This window comes from Amycolatopsis vastitatis (assembly GCF_002234595.1).
Classification (GTDB): Bacteria; Actinomycetota; Actinomycetes; order Mycobacteriales; family Pseudonocardiaceae; genus Amycolatopsis; species Amycolatopsis vastitatis.
The window spans coordinates 133,079-148,260 of sequence record NZ_NMUL01000016.1 but is presented as its reverse complement, the minus strand read 5'-3'; the positions used below and the strand labels follow the sequence as shown (position 1 = coordinate 148,260).

General features: G+C 71.4%; 15 protein-coding genes. 8 read left to right on the top strand and 7 right to left on the bottom strand.

The genetic code is table 11. The features are described 5' to 3' along the window. The 8 genes from CF165_RS18785 (at position 1) to CF165_RS18750 (ending at position 8,548) form a co-directional block, all read left to right on the top strand. Positions 1 to 402, top strand: coding sequence for a MerR family transcriptional regulator (locus CF165_RS18785; protein ID WP_093948836.1), 402 nt, complete (start codon positions 1 to 3; stop codon positions 400 to 402). Positions 403 to 452: 50 nt separating this feature from the next. Then, positions 453 to 1,376, top strand: a complete 924-nt coding sequence (locus CF165_RS18780) for an aldo/keto reductase (protein ID WP_240521669.1) — start codon at positions 453 to 455, stop codon at positions 1,374 to 1,376. Between the two features lie 161 nt (positions 1,377 to 1,537). Continuing rightward, positions 1,538 to 3,073 (top strand): NAD(P)-binding domain-containing protein, encoded by a 1,536-nt coding sequence (locus tag CF165_RS18775; RefSeq protein ID WP_093948834.1) that lies wholly within the window; start codon positions 1,538 to 1,540, stop codon positions 3,071 to 3,073. Next, a complete protein-coding gene (locus tag CF165_RS18770; RefSeq protein WP_093948833.1) occupies positions 3,073 to 4,143 on the top strand; it encodes an alpha-hydroxy acid oxidase in 1,071 nt (356 codons plus the stop codon). Before CF165_RS18775 ends, CF165_RS18770 begins: the two co-directional genes overlap by 1 nt. Further along, positions 4,140 to 5,369, top strand: coding sequence for a cytochrome P450 family protein (locus CF165_RS18765; protein ID WP_093948832.1), 1,230 nt, complete (start codon positions 4,140 to 4,142; stop codon positions 5,367 to 5,369). The genes CF165_RS18770 and CF165_RS18765 overlap by 4 nt, the downstream gene beginning before the upstream one ends. Continuing rightward, positions 5,366 to 6,646, top strand: a complete 1,281-nt coding sequence (locus CF165_RS18760; RefSeq protein ID WP_093948831.1) for a cation:proton antiporter — start codon at positions 5,366 to 5,368, stop codon at positions 6,644 to 6,646. Before CF165_RS18765 ends, CF165_RS18760 begins: the two co-directional genes overlap by 4 nt. A 64-nt stretch (positions 6,647 to 6,710) precedes the next feature. Further along, positions 6,711 to 7,358 (top strand): response regulator transcription factor, encoded by a 648-nt coding sequence (locus tag CF165_RS18755; protein WP_093948830.1) that lies wholly within the window; start codon positions 6,711 to 6,713, stop codon positions 7,356 to 7,358. Next, positions 7,355 to 8,548, top strand: coding sequence for a sensor histidine kinase (locus CF165_RS18750; protein ID WP_093948829.1), 1,194 nt, complete (start codon positions 7,355 to 7,357; stop codon positions 8,546 to 8,548). The genes CF165_RS18755 and CF165_RS18750 overlap by 4 nt, the downstream gene beginning before the upstream one ends. A 116-nt stretch (positions 8,549 to 8,664) precedes the next feature. Here CF165_RS18750 and CF165_RS18745 read toward each other — a convergent pair whose 3' ends face one another. From CF165_RS18745 to CF165_RS18715, 7 genes are all read right to left on the bottom strand, one after another. Further along, entirely contained in the window at positions 8,665 to 9,981 is a 1,317-nt protein-coding gene (locus CF165_RS18745) for a HEAT repeat domain-containing protein (RefSeq protein ID WP_205660907.1), read from the bottom strand. A 31-nt stretch (positions 9,982 to 10,012) separates the two neighbouring features. Next, complete coding sequence (gene hisS, locus CF165_RS18740) at positions 10,013 to 11,302, bottom strand: histidine--tRNA ligase (RefSeq protein WP_093948828.1); 1,290 nt, start codon at positions 11,300 to 11,302, stop codon at positions 10,013 to 10,015. A gap of 23 nt (positions 11,303 to 11,325) precedes the next feature. Then, positions 11,326 to 11,721 (bottom strand): hypothetical protein, encoded by a 396-nt coding sequence (locus tag CF165_RS18735; RefSeq protein WP_093948827.1) that lies wholly within the window; start codon positions 11,719 to 11,721, stop codon positions 11,326 to 11,328. Positions 11,722 to 11,805: 84 nt separating this feature from the next. Beyond that, positions 11,806 to 12,972, bottom strand: coding sequence for an amidohydrolase family protein (locus tag CF165_RS18730; RefSeq protein WP_093948826.1), 1,167 nt, complete (start codon positions 12,970 to 12,972; stop codon positions 11,806 to 11,808). Position 12,973: 1 nt separating this feature from the next. Beyond that, entirely contained in the window at positions 12,974 to 14,080 is a 1,107-nt protein-coding gene (locus tag CF165_RS18725) for an MAB_1171c family putative transporter (RefSeq protein ID WP_093948825.1), read from the bottom strand. Further along, positions 14,077 to 14,598, bottom strand: coding sequence for a hypothetical protein (locus tag CF165_RS18720; protein ID WP_093948824.1), 522 nt, complete (start codon positions 14,596 to 14,598; stop codon positions 14,077 to 14,079). Before CF165_RS18720 ends, CF165_RS18725 begins: the two co-directional genes overlap by 4 nt. Then, positions 14,595 to 14,999, bottom strand: coding sequence for a helix-turn-helix domain-containing protein (locus tag CF165_RS18715; RefSeq protein ID WP_093948823.1), 405 nt, complete (start codon positions 14,997 to 14,999; stop codon positions 14,595 to 14,597). Before CF165_RS18715 ends, CF165_RS18720 begins: the two co-directional genes overlap by 4 nt. Positions 15,000 to 15,182: the final 183 nt, after the last annotated feature.

Genomic DNA, 15,182 nt, shown 5'->3' with positions numbered 1-15,182 from the left:
ATGAGCTACTCGATAGCGGAAGCCGCGCGACGTAGCGGACTGTCCATCGACACCCTCCGGTACTACGAGCGCATCAAACTGCTCGACCCGCCCGCCCGGGACGCCGCGGGCCGCCGGGCGTACTCCGACGACGACCTCAACTGGCTGGGGTTCCTGACCAAGCTGCGCACCACCGGCATGCCCATCAAGAGCATGCGCGAGTACGCGTCGCTGCGCCGTCACGGCGTCGCGAGCGCGGGCCGCCGCAAGGCGCTGCTGGTGGAGCAGCGGCGGTCGGTCGCCGAACGGATCGCCGAGCTGCAGGGCTGCCTCGACGTCCTCGACTACAAGATCGACAACTACGCCCAGGTCGAGCGCAAGGTGCTCGGCGTGGAACCCGGCATGGAGGAGATTTCGGCGTGAAGAACAGGAAGCTGGGCGGTCTCGAGGTCGGCGCCCAGGGGCTCGGCTGCATGGGGATGAGCCAGGCCTACGGCGTCCGCGACAACGACGAGGAGTCGATCGCGACGATCCACCGGGCGCTCGACCTCGGCGTGACGCTGCTGGACACCGCCAACGTCTACGCGAACGGCGTCAACGAGGAGCTGGTCGGCCGCGCGATCGCCGGCCGCCGCGACGAAGTCGTGCTCGCGACGAAGTTCGGCATCGTGTGGAACGACGGCGCCATGGGCGCCCGCGGCGACGCCGAGTTCGTGAAGCAGTCGTGCGACGAGTCGCTGCGGCGGCTGGGCGTCGACCACATCGACCTCTACTACCAGCACCGCGTCGACCCGGACACGCCGATCGAAGAGACGTGGGGCGCGCTGGCCGAGCTGGTGGCGGCCGGGAAGATCCGGTACGCGGGGATTTCCGAGGCGAGCGCCGCGACGATCCGCGCCGCGCACGCCGTGCACCCGGTGACGGCGCTGCAGAGCGAGTGGTCGCTGTGGACGCGGGGGATCGAGGGCGAAATCCTGGCCACGTGCCGGGAGCTGGGCATCGGCGTCGTGCCGTTCTCGCCGCTGGGCCGCGGGTTCCTGACCGGCGCGGTGAAGTCGGTGGCGGACCTGCCCGAGGACGACATGCGCCGCGGGCTGCCGCGGTTCGCCGAGGGCAACTTCGAGCGGAACATGGCCATCGTCGAGGCGTTGCGGAAGCTGGCCTCGGACAAGGGCGTCACCGCCGGGCAGCTGGCGTTGGCGTGGGTCCAGTCCCAGGGCGACGACGTGGTGCCGATCCCGGGCACCAAGCGCCGCAAGTACCTCGAGGAGAACGTCGCGGCGGCTTCGCTCGAGCTGACGGCCGACGACCTGGCGGCCATCGCGGCCGCCGCCCCGGCGGACGCGATCGCCGGAGAGCGCTATCCGGAACGCCTCGCCCGCGCCGCCGGCAAGTAAGCAGTCTGCCGCAGCCCGGTCGTGAGTGAGAAACAGTGTTAGAACACTGTTTCTCACTCACGACCAGGCACGTGCGTAACTTACTTCTGAGGCTTTTCTGAGATCTCCGGGGCAGGCTCGGCGCCGATCATGCGATCGGTGCCGAACCCCAGGAGGTCGTCGTGGCGGAGGAAGTACTCGATTATCTGGTCGTCGGGGCCGGGCCGGCCGGGCTGCAGCTGGGGCAGTTCCTCGGCCGCGCCGGGCACCGGTACCTGGTGCTGGAGGCCGGTTCCGCGCCCGGTCACTTCTTCGAGACCTTCCCGCGGCACCGGACGCTCATCTCCATCAACAAGAAGCACACCGGCTACACCGACCCGGAGCTGAACCTCCGGATGGACTGGAACTCCATCCTCGCCGACGGCGACGACGACCCGGTGCTCTTCACGAACTACAGCGACCTGCTCTTCCCCGACGCCCCCGACTTCCTGCGCTACCTCGCCGATTACGCGGCGAAGCACCAAGTCGACGTCCGCTATGACACGCGCGTGACGCGCATCCGCCGTGAGCAGGAGATCTTCGTCCTCACCGCGGGTGACGCCGAATACCGGGCACACCGGCTGATCATGGCGACCGGCGTGACCAAGCCGTACATCCCGCAGTTCCCCGGTGTCGAGCTGATCGACCAGTACGTGGACGTGGACGTCGACCCGAAGAGCTTCACCGGCCAGCGCGTCCTGGTGCTCGGCAAGGGGAACTCCGCCTTCGAGACCGCCGACAACCTGATCGAGACGGCCGCGGTCGTGCACGTCGGCGGCCCGCGGCCGGTGAAGCTGGCTTGGCGCACGCACTTCGTCGGCCACCTCCGCGCGTACAACGCGGGCATCCTCGACATGTACCAGCTCAAGCTGCAGCACGCGATCCTCGACGGCGACGTGCGCGAAGTCCGCAAGGACGCCGACGGCTACCACGTCAAGTTCGCCTTCGCCCGCGCCGACGAGGTGATCAAGGAGATCCGCTACGACCGCGTGATCGGCTGCACCGGCTTCCGGTTCGACGCGTCGCTCTTCGACGAGGACTGCCGCCCGGAACTCACCATCAACGACCGCTTCCCGGCGCAGACGGCGAGCTGGGAGTCGGTCAACGTGCCCGGCCTCTACTTCGCCGGCACGATCACCCAGGTCCGCGACTTCAAGAAGGCGACCAGCGCGTTCATCCACGGCTTCCGCTACGGCGCCCGCGCGCTGGCGAAGGTGCTGAACGAGCGCTACCACGACGTCCCGTGGCCGCACGCCGAGCTGCCCGCCAAACCGGACGCGCTGACCGAAGCCGTGATCACCCGGATCAACCGGACTTCCGCGCTGTACCAGCAGTTCGGCTTCCTCGCCGACGTCGTGGTCGTGGACGGCGACACCGCCCGCTACCTCGAAGAGGTCCCGGTCGACCGGGTGCTCGAGGATCCGCCGGACGACGCCTTCGTCGTCACCCTCGACTACGGCCCCGACCACGACAAGGTCGACCCGTTCGACTTCGTCGCCCGTGCCGCCCAGGACAAGGCCAACGACCACGGCGAGGGCCACTACCTGCACCCGATCGTCCGGCACTACCGCCGCGGCGAGCTCGTCGCCACCCACCACGTCACCGAGAACCTCGAGAACGAGTGGGACAAGGAAGTCCACATCGGACCGCTGACCGCGTTCTTCACGCAGGAGCTGTGATGCGCACGGTCGCGGACTTCGAGGCGGCCGCCCGGCAACGCCTCGATCCGGCGCACTACGATTACTTCGCGGGCGGCGCGCAGGACGAAATCACCCTGCGGGAGAACGAAACCGCGTACAAGCGGCTGCGGCTGCTGCCCCGGGTGCTGCGCGGCAGCGACAAGCGTGACCTGAGCATCGAGCTGCTCGGGACGCCGTCCTCCATGCCGATCCTGATCGCGCCCACGGCGTTCCACCGGCTCGCGCACACCGACGGCGAGCTCGCCACGGCCCGCGCGGCGGCCAGGGCGGGCACGATCATGATCGTCAGCATGGCGTCCACCACGGCCATCGAGGACATCGCCGCGGCGGCCCGCGAGGTCGCGCCGGACCCGGGCCTGTGGTTCCAGCTCTACCTGCAGCCGGACCTGGAGTTCACCGAGGCGATCGTGCGCCGGGCCGAGGCGGCGGGCGTGAAGGCGTTCGTCGTCACCGTGGACTCGCCCGTGCTCGGCCGCCGTGAACGCGACGACCGCAACGACTTCCACGACCTGCCACCGGGGCTGGCCGTGGAGAACCTCCGCAACATCGGCGAGAACCGCAGCGGCGGCAACGCCAGCCATGTCCGCGACATCGTCATGTCGGCCGGCCTGAACTGGGACCACATCGCCTGGCTGCGGTCCAAGACGAAACTGCCGGTGCTGATCAAGGGCGTGCTCCACGCCGAGGACGCGCGGCTGGCCGTGCACCACGGCGTCGCCGGGATCGTCGTGTCCAACCACGGCGGCCGCCAACTCGACACCGTGCCGGCCACCATCGACGTGCTGCCCGAGATCGCGTCGGCGGTCGGCGGGGCCCTGCCGGTGCTGCTCGACGGCGGGATCCGGCGCGGCACCGACGTCGTCAAGGCGCTCGCCCTCGGCGCGGACGCGGTCGGCGTCGGCCGTCCGGTGGTGTGGGGGCTGGCGGCGGGCGGGCGCGAAGGCGTCACGGAGGTGCTCGAACTGCTGCGGGCGGACTTCGACCAGGCGCTGGCCATGTGCGGTGGCCGGCACCCGGCGGACCTCACCCCGGACCAGGTGCGGCGATGATCGGCACGGTGCTCGCCTGGCTGCCCGATCGCGTCGTCGCGCTGCGGATGAAGATCTTCGCGCTGGTCAACGGCCAGGATGCGGTGACGATCCCGGGGCCGCAGGTCGGCGCCGGGGACTTCAAGCGCGTCTACGCCGACCCGGCGGCGAACGGCCGCAGCCGCGGCGCCGCGCTGTCGGACCTGTTCTGGTACTGGCTGTCGCCGGGGCCCGAGGTGCACCAGGAACACCTCGAAGCCGGGCCGCGCTACGACGAGGTCGCCAAGTGCACCCGCCACATCCTGGTCAAGTCCAAAAAGGACTCCGAAGAGCTGACCCAGCGCGTCGCCCGCCACGTCCTGGACGGCGTCCGTCCCGGGCTCGTCCGGCTGCGTGACGAGATGATGCCGATCTGGGCCGAGCTGTACTACGAGCTGGTGTTCGACGAGCCGTGCCCGCCCGAGGCGCGGGACCTGATCGTGGCGCACGCGGACGACGTCGCCTCGGCGCTGAAGTGCGTGCGGCCGCGGAACATGCGCCGCCGGGCGCGGCTTACGAAGTACCTCAGGCAGCGCCTCGCCGACGTCCCGCACCCGCTCCCGGAGTCCCTGACACCGGCGGAGCAGGCCTACTACCTGCAGGGCACCTTCTTCACCACCGCCGTCGTGCAGATGTCGGAGGCGATGGCGCACCTGCTGATGATCATCGCGCAGGACGACGGCATCCAGCGGCGGCTCGTCGACCACCCGGAGGACGTCGACCGCGTCATCGACGACGGGCTGCGCGAGTACCCGCTGTTCGGCATCGCGCACCGGATCTCGACCGCGGAGATCGAGCTGGACCACCTCACCATCCCGGCCGGGACGGTGCTGTGCTTCAGCTACCCCGATTTCGCCGGGCAGTCGGCCAAGGAGGAGTTCGTCCCGTTCGGCGTCGCGCAGAACCGCGCGTGCCCGGCGCGCGGACTGGCCCCGCTGACCATGCGCGTCGTGACGCGGGAAGTGCTGCGCCGCTTCAGCCTCGCCTCGACGGCGGGCCACACGCGCTCGATCCCCAACCGCGGCCCAGCGCTGCTCACGCCGCGCGGGGCACGCCGAAAGCGCGCGCCGCTGGTGTGGCTGGCCGTGCGCGACCGCTGGGAAGACGTCTGGCGCAGCCTCGCGCAGCTCGTCTTCGGCACGTACATGGTCCTCGATGCCCGTCGCCAGTCCCTCTGCTCGACCTACTTCGCCGGAGGTAATCGATGAGCCCGTCCCAAGCGGCACCGGCGTTCTTCCTCGCCGTGGTGGTGATCCTCCTGGTGGCCCGGCTGGTCTGCCTGGCCGCGGTCAAGCTCGGCCAGCCACCGGTGGTCGGCGAGATGATCGCCGGGGTCCTGCTCGGCCCCTCGCTGTTCGGGCTGCTGCTGCCGGACGTGCAGGCGGCGCTGTTCCCGGACGCCGTCCGCTCGCTGCTCTACGTCGGCGGCCAGATCGGCCTGGTCATCTACATGTTCGGCGCGGGCTACGAGTTCAGCCTCAGCAGCATCGGGAAATCGCGCAAGTCGGTCGCGGCGATCTCGTCGGCCGGGACGATCGTGCCGCTGGTGCTCGGGTTCGGCGTCAGCGCGATCGGCCTGAGCTGGGTGGGCATCGGCAAGGACGGGGTATCGCCGGTGACGTCGATGGCGTTCGTCGGCGTCGCGCTGGCGATCACGGCGTTCCCGATGCTCGCGCGGATCATCACCGAACGCGGGATCGCGTCGACGAAGTTCGGCTCGCTGGCGCTGGCCTGCGGCGCGCTCGACGACGTGCTGGCGTGGATCCTGCTGGCGGTCGTGCTCGGCATGCACGCCGGGTCGGCCGGGCCGGTCGCGCTCGCGCTGGGTGGCGGCGCCCTCTTCGCCGGGTTGGTGTTCATCATCGGACGGCGGTTGCTGGCGAAGGCGATGGGCAGCGAACGTCTGGGTGTCGACCACCGGGTGCTCATCACCGCGATGACGTTGTTCGCCGCCGCCTGGTTCACGGACGTGATCGGGCTCTACGCGGTGTTCGGCGCGTTCTGCGTCGGGATCGCGTTCCCCCGCATCCCCGCGGCCGACGCCGTGCTCGCGAAGATCATGCCGATCGGGCGGATCGTGTTCCTGCCGCTGTTCTTCACCTATTCCGGCCTGAACACGCGGTTCGCGCTGCTCGCCGACCCGAAGCTGCTCGCCTTCGCGGTGCTGTGCGTGGTGGTCGCGATCGTCGGCAAACTGGGCGCGTCCTGGGGTGCGGCCCGGCTGGCGGGGGAGCCGCCGGCGATCGCGGCGCGCGTCGGCGTGCTCGTCAACGCGCGTGGGCTGATGCAGCTGATCGCGCTGAACGTCGGGCTCGCCGCGGGGATCGTGTCGCCGGCGTTGTTCACGGTGCTGGTGCTGGTCGCCCTGGTGACCACCATCATGACCGCGCCGGTGCTCAGCTGGCTCGACCGGCGGGATGCCCGCAAGGGGAGTACCGAGGTACTCCTGACGGCCGAAGCCGTTCCGGTGACCGGGAAAAGTTGATTCTTCAATTTCGGAAAATCACTGCCAGTATGGATGCGTGCGCGACGGGGTGGCGAAACCGAGAGTGCTGCTGGTCGAAGACGACCGCGAGCTGGCGGGCATGCTCGCCGAACTGCTCGCCGACGTCGGTTACGAAACCGAAGCGGCCCACGACGGCCAGCGGGGCCTGCACCTCGGGCTCACCGGGCACTACGACGTGATGATCATCGACCGGCGGCTCCCCGTGCTCGACGGCCTCGAGCTGCTCCGGCGGCTGCGGGCCAGGGCGGTGACGACGCGGGTCCTGGTGCTCTCGGCGCTGGGCGAGGTGGCCGACCGCGTCGCCGGGCTCGACGCCGGCGCCGACGACTACCTCGTCAAGCCGTTCGAGGCCGAGGAGCTCCTGGCCCGGCTGCGCGCGCTGGGCCGCCGTGACCTCGAAGGGGCGGAGAGCCTCCCGCTCGGCGCGGCGGCGCTCGACCTGCTGCGGCACGAGGTCGTGCTGCCGCGCGGCGAGCGGATCACGCTGTCGGGGCGGGAGTTCGAGCTGCTGCGGACGCTGGCCCAACGGCCGAAGGCCATCCACCCGCGGGCCGCGCTGCGCACACGCGTGTTCGCCGACTCGACCGGTGAGTCCATTGTGGACACCTATGTCTACTACCTGCGGCGCAAGCTCGGCCGGGACGTCGTGCGGACGGTGCACGGCCTCGGCTACCAGATCGGTGCGGTATGAGGCCCGCGCCCGAAGAGCGGGCCCTGTGGCGGGCGCGGTGGGCGATCACCGCGCAGATCGCCGTCGTCGTGTCGCTGCTCGTGGCCGTCGCGGGGGCGATCGCGTACGGGATGCTGTTGTCCGGGCAGCACGCCAACGCCGACCGGACGCTCGCCAGGACCATCCAGCTCGGCCCGGCAACGGTCCCGCCCGGCTGCGTCTGGCTGTTCACGCCGGGAGCGCACGCGCCGGCGGGTCCGCCGCCGGCCGGGATGCCGCTGCCCGCCCTGGACGGCACGGTGCCTTCGCCCGGTGACGTCCACACCGAACGGCGGTCCTTCGGCGGCATGACGTACACGATCCGGGTGGAGAACCGCGGCGGCGTCGTCTCGCAGGCGTTCTTCGAAGAGCGGTACCAGATCCAGGACCGTTCGTCGCTGGTGTTCGGGCTCGGCGTCGCCGAGGTGCTCGCCCTGCTCGGGGCGGTGCTGTGCGGGCGGGTGCTGGCGTCACGGGCGATCCGGCCGCTGGAGGACGCGCTGCGGCGGCAGCGGACGTTCGTCGCCGACGCGTCCCACGAGCTGCGCGCCCCGCTGACCCGGCTGCACACGCGCGCGCAGCTGCTGGCCCGGCGGGCTTCGGGGCGGGACGCGGACGACCTCGACCACCTGGTGCGCGGCACGCGGGAGCTCGGCGAGGTCGTCGAAGACCTGCTGCTCTCGGCGCGGGCGTGCGGGGAACGGCCGTCGCTGGAACCGGTCGAGCTGGGAACGCTCGCGGAGGAGGCGGTCGCGGCGGAAGCGGTGCGCGCGGGGGAGGGGAAGGTCCGGCTGGCGGTGACGCGGGAGCGGCGGCCGTACGTCGTCCAGGGCGTCCCGACGGCGTTGCGCCGCGTGCTGTCGGCGCTGCTGGACAACGCCCTCGGCCACACCCCGCCCGGCGGCTCGATCGAGGTGTGGCTGGGCGTGCCGGACGAACGGCACGTGGAGCTGCGCGTCCGCGACACGGGCGTCGGCTTCCCGGCGGCCGACGCGGACCGCCTGTTCGAGCGGTTCGCCCGCGGCCCGGACGGCGACGGCCGCCGCTTCGGCCTCGGCCTGGCCCTGGTCCGCGAAGTGGTGACGGGCCACGGCGGCACGATCGCGGCCGCCGGCCACCCCGGAGCCGGAGCAACATTCACCCTCCGCCTCCTCCGCGCCGACCCCACGTGATCAGAGGGTCGACTCGCGTGATTGGAGAGACGACACGGCGAGGCGGGCCAGGCTTCGTCGTGTCGACCCTCCAATCACGCGAGTCGACTCCTCAATCACGTGTGCCGACCCTTCAATCACGCGCGATACCTCGCGGAGCTCAGCAGGAAGCGGATTCCGCGGGCGAGGTCCGGGTCGACGCTCGCGCAAGCGGCCTCGATCGCCCTCCGCAGCTCGGCTGAAGGTTTCGTGTAGACGCCGGCGATGTGCTGGTGGCAGGCGTGGAGGTCCTGCTCGGCGTCGGCCGACAGGTCCGGGTCGGACAGCAGGGTCAGGTTCGTGTGCAGGCGCAGCCAGGTGTCGCGGTCGCGCAGCAACGTCGCGGCCGCCCGTCGCGTGTGGACCGGGCGGGCCGGGTCGAGCAGCGCCCGGAGCGCGGGGACGTCGACCAGTGCGGGCTTGCCGCGCAGGAACTCCACGACCTCGCGGGTCACCGCGGGCGACGGGTCCGTCAGCAGCGGCCGGACCGCCGCCGACTCCGGCGCGACCCGGCGCAGGCCGCGGACCGCCACCCGCCGGATGCGGGGACGCTCGTCGGCGAGGTGACGCTCCAGGGCCGGAGCGTCGGTAGCCGTGCCGGTTTCGCCGAGTCCGGCGAGCACGCCGAACGAGACGGGCATCGCGCGGTAGTGCACCGCCGGGTCGCCGCCCGCCTTCAGGACCAGGACCTGCGCCATCGACCGCACCGCCGAGGACCGGTCCGCCAGGTGGGCGACGGCGACGTCGGTGCCGAGCAGCGTCAACGCCCGCATCCGGACCTTCGGTGCCCCGGCCGCCAGCAGGTCCTCGACGCACTCGCCGCGGTCGAGCAGAGCGTTGCCGCAGATCGCACGCACCACGAAGTCGGAGTCCGTGGAAGCGACGGCCAGCAGACGCTCGCGCGGCAGGAGCCCGATCGCCTCCGCGTGGACCCACCGGCGGGTTTCCCGGTCGTCCAGCGTCAACGCGGTGTCGAGCAGGTCCGGCAGGTTCGCGCGGAACAGCGTGGTCATCCAGTCGTCGACCTGCCGCCGCCGCAGGACGCCGATCAGCGGCAGCATCGCGCGGAGCGCGGAAGTGTCCAGTTTGGACACCACGGCCGCCCGGGCCGCCTCCCGGACCGGCCGGACCCAGTCGACGCAGCGGATCAGCAGCAGCGGCAGCGCCTCGGGATCGGAGCGGGTCGCCAGCCGCTCGACGGCCGCCTCCCGCATGTGCCCGTTGCCGTGGCACGCGGCTTCGGCCAGCACCTCCCGCGACGGCTTCCGGCCGAGGTCGCGCGACTCGTGGCCGCGGAAGCGGTACCACTGCTGGTTGGTCCACGACGCCCGCCGCACGGCGACGTCGAAGTCGGCCCACCGCCGGACGTCACCGGCGGCGAAGGCGTCGAGATCGGGCAGTCCTGTTTCGAACACGCCTCCCAGCGTGCCAGCGCTGTCGAACCGATTACGCCAGCAGCGCCCGCACCGCAGCGGCGGCGCCGTCGATCGCGACCGGGTTCTGCTCCCGCGTCGCCAGGTTCCGGACCGTGACGTTCCCGGCGGCCCAGTCCTCCTGGCCGATGATGACCACCGCCGCCGCGCCCGCCTTGTCGGCGCGGGTCAGCTCCTTGCCCAGCTTGCGGTGCTCGATCGGCGTCGACGTCCGCAGCCCCGCGGCACGCAGCGAGCCCGCGACCGACCGGGCCGCGTCCGCGAGGTCCTCGGTCACCGGGATCACCATCACGTCGACCTCGCTGCGCGGGGCCGGCGTCAGGCCGTGCGTGTCGAGGAAGTCGATCAGCGTGACGTCGCCCATGCCGAACCCGATGCCCGGGATCTGCTGCGGCGTGAACATCGACGCGAGGTCGCTGTAGCGGCCGCCGCCGAACAGGGCACGGCGGTTCTCCGGCGAGGTGTCGAAGACCTCGAACACCGTCGACGTGTAGTACGCCAGCCCGCGCACGATCATCGGCTCGTACTTCACCAGGGAACCCGCGCTGCTGTTCAGGACGCGAACGAGGTTCGACTGCTCCCGCACCTCGGCCGGCAGCTCGTCGAGCAGCGCCTCGCCCGCGCCGAGCGTCTCGGCGAGCTTCTCGAACTGCTTGTCCGAGAGCCCGATCTCCCCGGCGCTCTCGGCCAGCTTCTCGCGCGGGTACTTCTCCCAGCGGTCGACCAGCGCGAACACCTGGGCCAGGTGGTCCTCGGAGACGCCGGCGACGTCGGTGAGCGCCGACGTCAGCAGGTTCCGGTCGTTGACGCGCAGCACGAACATGTCCGGCGTCGCGCCGAGCGCCGCCATCATGTCGTGGACCAGCTCGAAGATCTCGATCTCGCAGTTGGCGCTGTCCGAGCCGAAGATGTCCGCGTTGATCTGCCAGTGCTCGCGCACCCGGCCGCGCTGCGGCGCCTCGTACCGGTGGCAGTTCGGGTGGCTGTACCAGCGGACCGGGAACGACAGCGACTTCGCGCTCCCGGCGATCATCCGCGCCACCGACGGCGTCATCTCCGGCCGCAGCGCCAGCCGCCGCCCGCCCTTGTCGGTCAGCGTGTACAGCTGCTTGTCGGCGAGCTCCTGGCCGGACTTCCGCTCGTAGATCTCGGCCGACTCGAGGATCGGGCCGTCGTAGCGGAGGAAGCCGCGGCGCTCGAGGACGTCGTAGAGATGACCGAACACCTGGGTACGCACGGACATTTCGGCGGGCAGGAAGTCCCGGGTCCCCTTGTAGGGCGCGGTCGGCAGGTATTCAGGCACGTCATCAGCTTAACGACCGGCGCTCAGGCGAAAGCGACCCCGTACGCGGTGAGCAGTGTCGCCGCGGCCAGGAGCACCGCGCCGACCGACGTCACGCGCCCGCCGAGCTTGCCGCCCTTGCCCTCGGGGAGCAGGTGGAGGAAGAACCCGCCGGACTGGGCCAGGACGCCGAACAGCAGCAGGAAGCAGCCGATCCACAACGTCGTGTCGGACAGGGTCGTGCGGCTGAGGATCTGCAGCGCGACCAGGGCGAGGATCAGCAGGACGCCGGCGTGGGCGTGTCCGGCGCGGAACATCGCGCGCTGGTGTTCGGTGAGCTTGCGGTCGCGCATGACGCCCATCAGCGCGTAGCCGCCGTACATGACGGTCGGCAGCGAAACCAGGGCGATCACCGTGAACAGCTGGGTGGGTCCGTGCATCGTGGGCTCCTTCGGTGCGGGTGCAGCTACGATAACACTGTTTTAAAACGCTGTCACCAAACTGGGCGTTCTCCGATCGGGGAACTAGGCGATCCGGCCCTGGGCCAGCACCAAAAGCGGGTTGCGCAGCGCGGCGAGCGACGCCAGGGGATCGCCTTCGACGACCAGGACGTCGGCCGCGAGCCCCGCTTCGAGCCGGCCGGTGACGCTGCCGAGGCCGAGGCCCGCCGCGCTGTCCTCGGTCGCGACCTCCAGGATCCGGCGCCGGGAGAAGCCGAGCCATTCGTACAGTTCCAGCGCGCCCGCCGGGTCGTCGAACACCGAGCCGGTCAGGCCCGCGTCCGTCCCGGCGAGCAGCCGGACGCCCTGCTCCTCGAGCCACGGCAGCCGCCCGTAGACCGCCAGCCCGAGGTCCTCGCCGAGCCGCTCGACGATCGTCCGCCAGTTGCGGCTGCTCGTCGAGCACGCCGAGATGCCCTCGGCGGCCATCCGCTTCGCCACGTGCGAGCGGCGGTCGAACGACTTCGGCCCGGTCATGAAGCTGCAGTGCTCGATCGTCGACACCCCGGCCTCGACGGCGGCCTCGATCGCGTCGGCGCCGTGGGCGTGCGCGGCGACCGGCAGCCCGTGTGACGCCGCGTGCGCGACGATCAGGGACAGCTGCCGGGCGTCGAACTGCGACTCCCACATGTCGGCGCCGCCCTCGGTGATCTGGCCGCCGCTGGCCATCACCTTGACGACATCCGCGCCCGCGGCCGCGTTCGCGTCGATCAGGGCGCGGATGTCGTCGTCGGAAGCCGTTTCGCCACCGAAGAAGTGGCAGTGCCCGCCCGGCACGGTGATCGGCGGGCCGGACACGAGCAGCCGCGGCGCGGTTTCGCCGTCGAACGAGCGCCGGACGGCCGCGGCGAGGTGCCCGCGGTCGCCGAGGTCCCGCACGGTCGTGACGCCGCTGCGCAGCAGTTGCCGGACCCGCGAACGAGCGCCTTCCAACGGCGAGGCGTCCGCTTCGAAGTGGGGCAGCATCTCGCGGGTCGCGTCGAACGCCAGGTGGACGTGGACGTTGAACAGCCCGGCCAGCGCGGTGCCGGTGGGGAAGTCGTGCCGCTGCGCGTCCGGCGCGGCCTGCGCGACGACGTCCGCGCGCGGACCGGCGGCGGCGATCACGCCGTCGCGCACCAGCACGGCGCCGTCCTCGACCGGTGTCGACGGCCGCGGCAGCACCCGGCCGGCGGTGATCAGGATGTCCACCTCAGGCCTCCTTCGTCATCGCGGCCGACAGCGCGAGCAGCGGCCGGACGTCGGATTCGATGTCGTCCGCGCCGGCGGGCAGGACCTGCTTGGCGCGGCCGTCGTTCTCTTCGCCCGCCGCGTGCCGCTCCAGCGCCGTCTTCAACGCGGCCGCCGCGGCGCCGGGATCGGTGGCGACGACCTCGCCGAAGTCCGCGTCCAGGTACGGCGACAGCTGCACCAGGCCGTCCCGGATCTCGATCACCCGGCGGTAGTGCCCGCGGTGGACGCCGCCTCCTCGCGGCGGTGTCCGCAGCACGATGCTGGGGAACGCCTGGACCAGGACCGTCCACAAGGGAGCGAGAGCCCGGTGTTCGCGCCGGTGCTGCCGCCGTCGCCGCTGCGCCGCCAGCCGCGCCCGGATCCCGGGGTAGGTGACGCCGGCGAGGAACAGCATCGTGCCGACGATCACGAACGGCACGCCGAGCAGCAGCAGGACCTTGACCAGCGGGCCGAACGCCCACGCCACCACGATGTACAGCGCACGGGAGATGCTGCCGGCCGCCGCGCAGGCGAGGCCGATCGCGCCGAGCCGCAGGCCGATCCGCAGGTTCCGGTCGGCCACCCGCTGGTACCGCACGATCCAGGCCGTGCAGGCGACGAGACCGTAGATCAGGTACAGCCCGGCGCCGAGGTAGAACACCGCGACCCCGCTGTCGTGGATCGTCGACGGCCCCAGCGGGAGCCCGCGCAGCTCCGGCGGGGTCAGCGCCATGGCGACGACCATCAGCGCGATCGCCGCCGCGAGCGGCACCAGTTCCGCGGCCACCCGGCGGTTGCGGCGAGGGCCCAGCGCCGAGCGGAGGAAGAAGATCACCAGCGCGCAGAGGCCGCACGCCAGCAGCGCGTTGTTCGCGACCCGCGCCGCGCCGCGGCCGAGGAGCGCGTCCACCTCGTCGGAGAGCACCGGTTGCTGCAGCAGGAACGCCGCCGCCAACGCGGCAACGCATGCGGTGACGGCCCAGTTCGCCAGCGTCGGCGCGCGCACCACCTGGTAGATCCGCCACGCCAGCGCGCCGGCGAACAGCACCATGGCGATCAGGTTGATGGGGCTGAAAAGTGTGCTCACAACCACCCTTGATGATCGCCGAGCGCCCCCTGGATCCGGCGGAGATCCCGGTCAGCGGCGCGCCGGGGGATCGTGTAGTTCAGGACCGACGCCCATTCGAGGATGATCGTCGCGACCGTTTCGGCTTCCCACTCGTGCGCGTCATCGTAGGACGAGCGGCGCAGGGCGCGGTGTACGGCATCCGGGTCAAGATCCGGAGCGGGGCCGCGCAGGAAGTCGGCGGGCTCGGCGTCGCCGTGCGGGTGGTGGTCGGCGAGCATGTGCCCGAGCTCGTGCAGGATGATGTGGTCCTGGTGTGATTTCGTCGTTTCGGCCTGGTAGAAGATGTAGTCCGCGGACGACGTCGCGATCCAGCAGCCGAACGGCCCCGGCACCTCCAGCGGGTACGCCATCAGCCGGATCGGCTTCCCGCGCCGCTCGCCCAGCCGCGCGCACAGCACTTCGACGTCCAGCGGCGGTCCGATGTCCAGCTCCTTGAGCAGTTTCCGGCAGCGGCGGCGCAGCTCGCGCTCCTTCATCGAGGCGCGTCCTCCGGGTTGCGGCCCTCGCGTTCGGCCCGTTCGTAGCGCTCGACGAGCTCCAGCAGGTCCATCACCTGCCGCCGTCCCTGCGGCGAAAGCTCCTGCGCCCGCATCGCCATCAGCTGGGCCTCGCCCGCCGGGGCCGCGGCGGCCTCTTCGTCGAAGAAGTACGTCACCGGCACGCCGAACAGCTTCGCCAGCGCCTCGACGTAGTGGATCTTCGGGTTGACCCGCTTGCCCGTCGCGAGCTGCTGGAGGTAGGCCGGCGACATCGCCGGGCCACCCGCGCGCTCGACGGCGGCGGAGATCTCCCGGTAGCTGTGCGGCGCGCGGCCGTCCACCCGAGCGGCCTCGATCAGGGCGCTCAGCCGCTCCGCGAAGGTGCGTTCCCGTGCCATATCCGCCCCCTGGGTTCCGACCCGGAAAATTCTAGCCGGGAAACTCCGCCGCTCCCAGGAACACTGTACGCACATGTTGACAGCCGTCGTATGCAGTGGTTTACAGTTGGCTGGCCTCTCGCCTGGCGGTCCGTGCCCTGGGGGTGTACGGAACGGCCACGGCGAGAGGCTTGTCATGCCTCC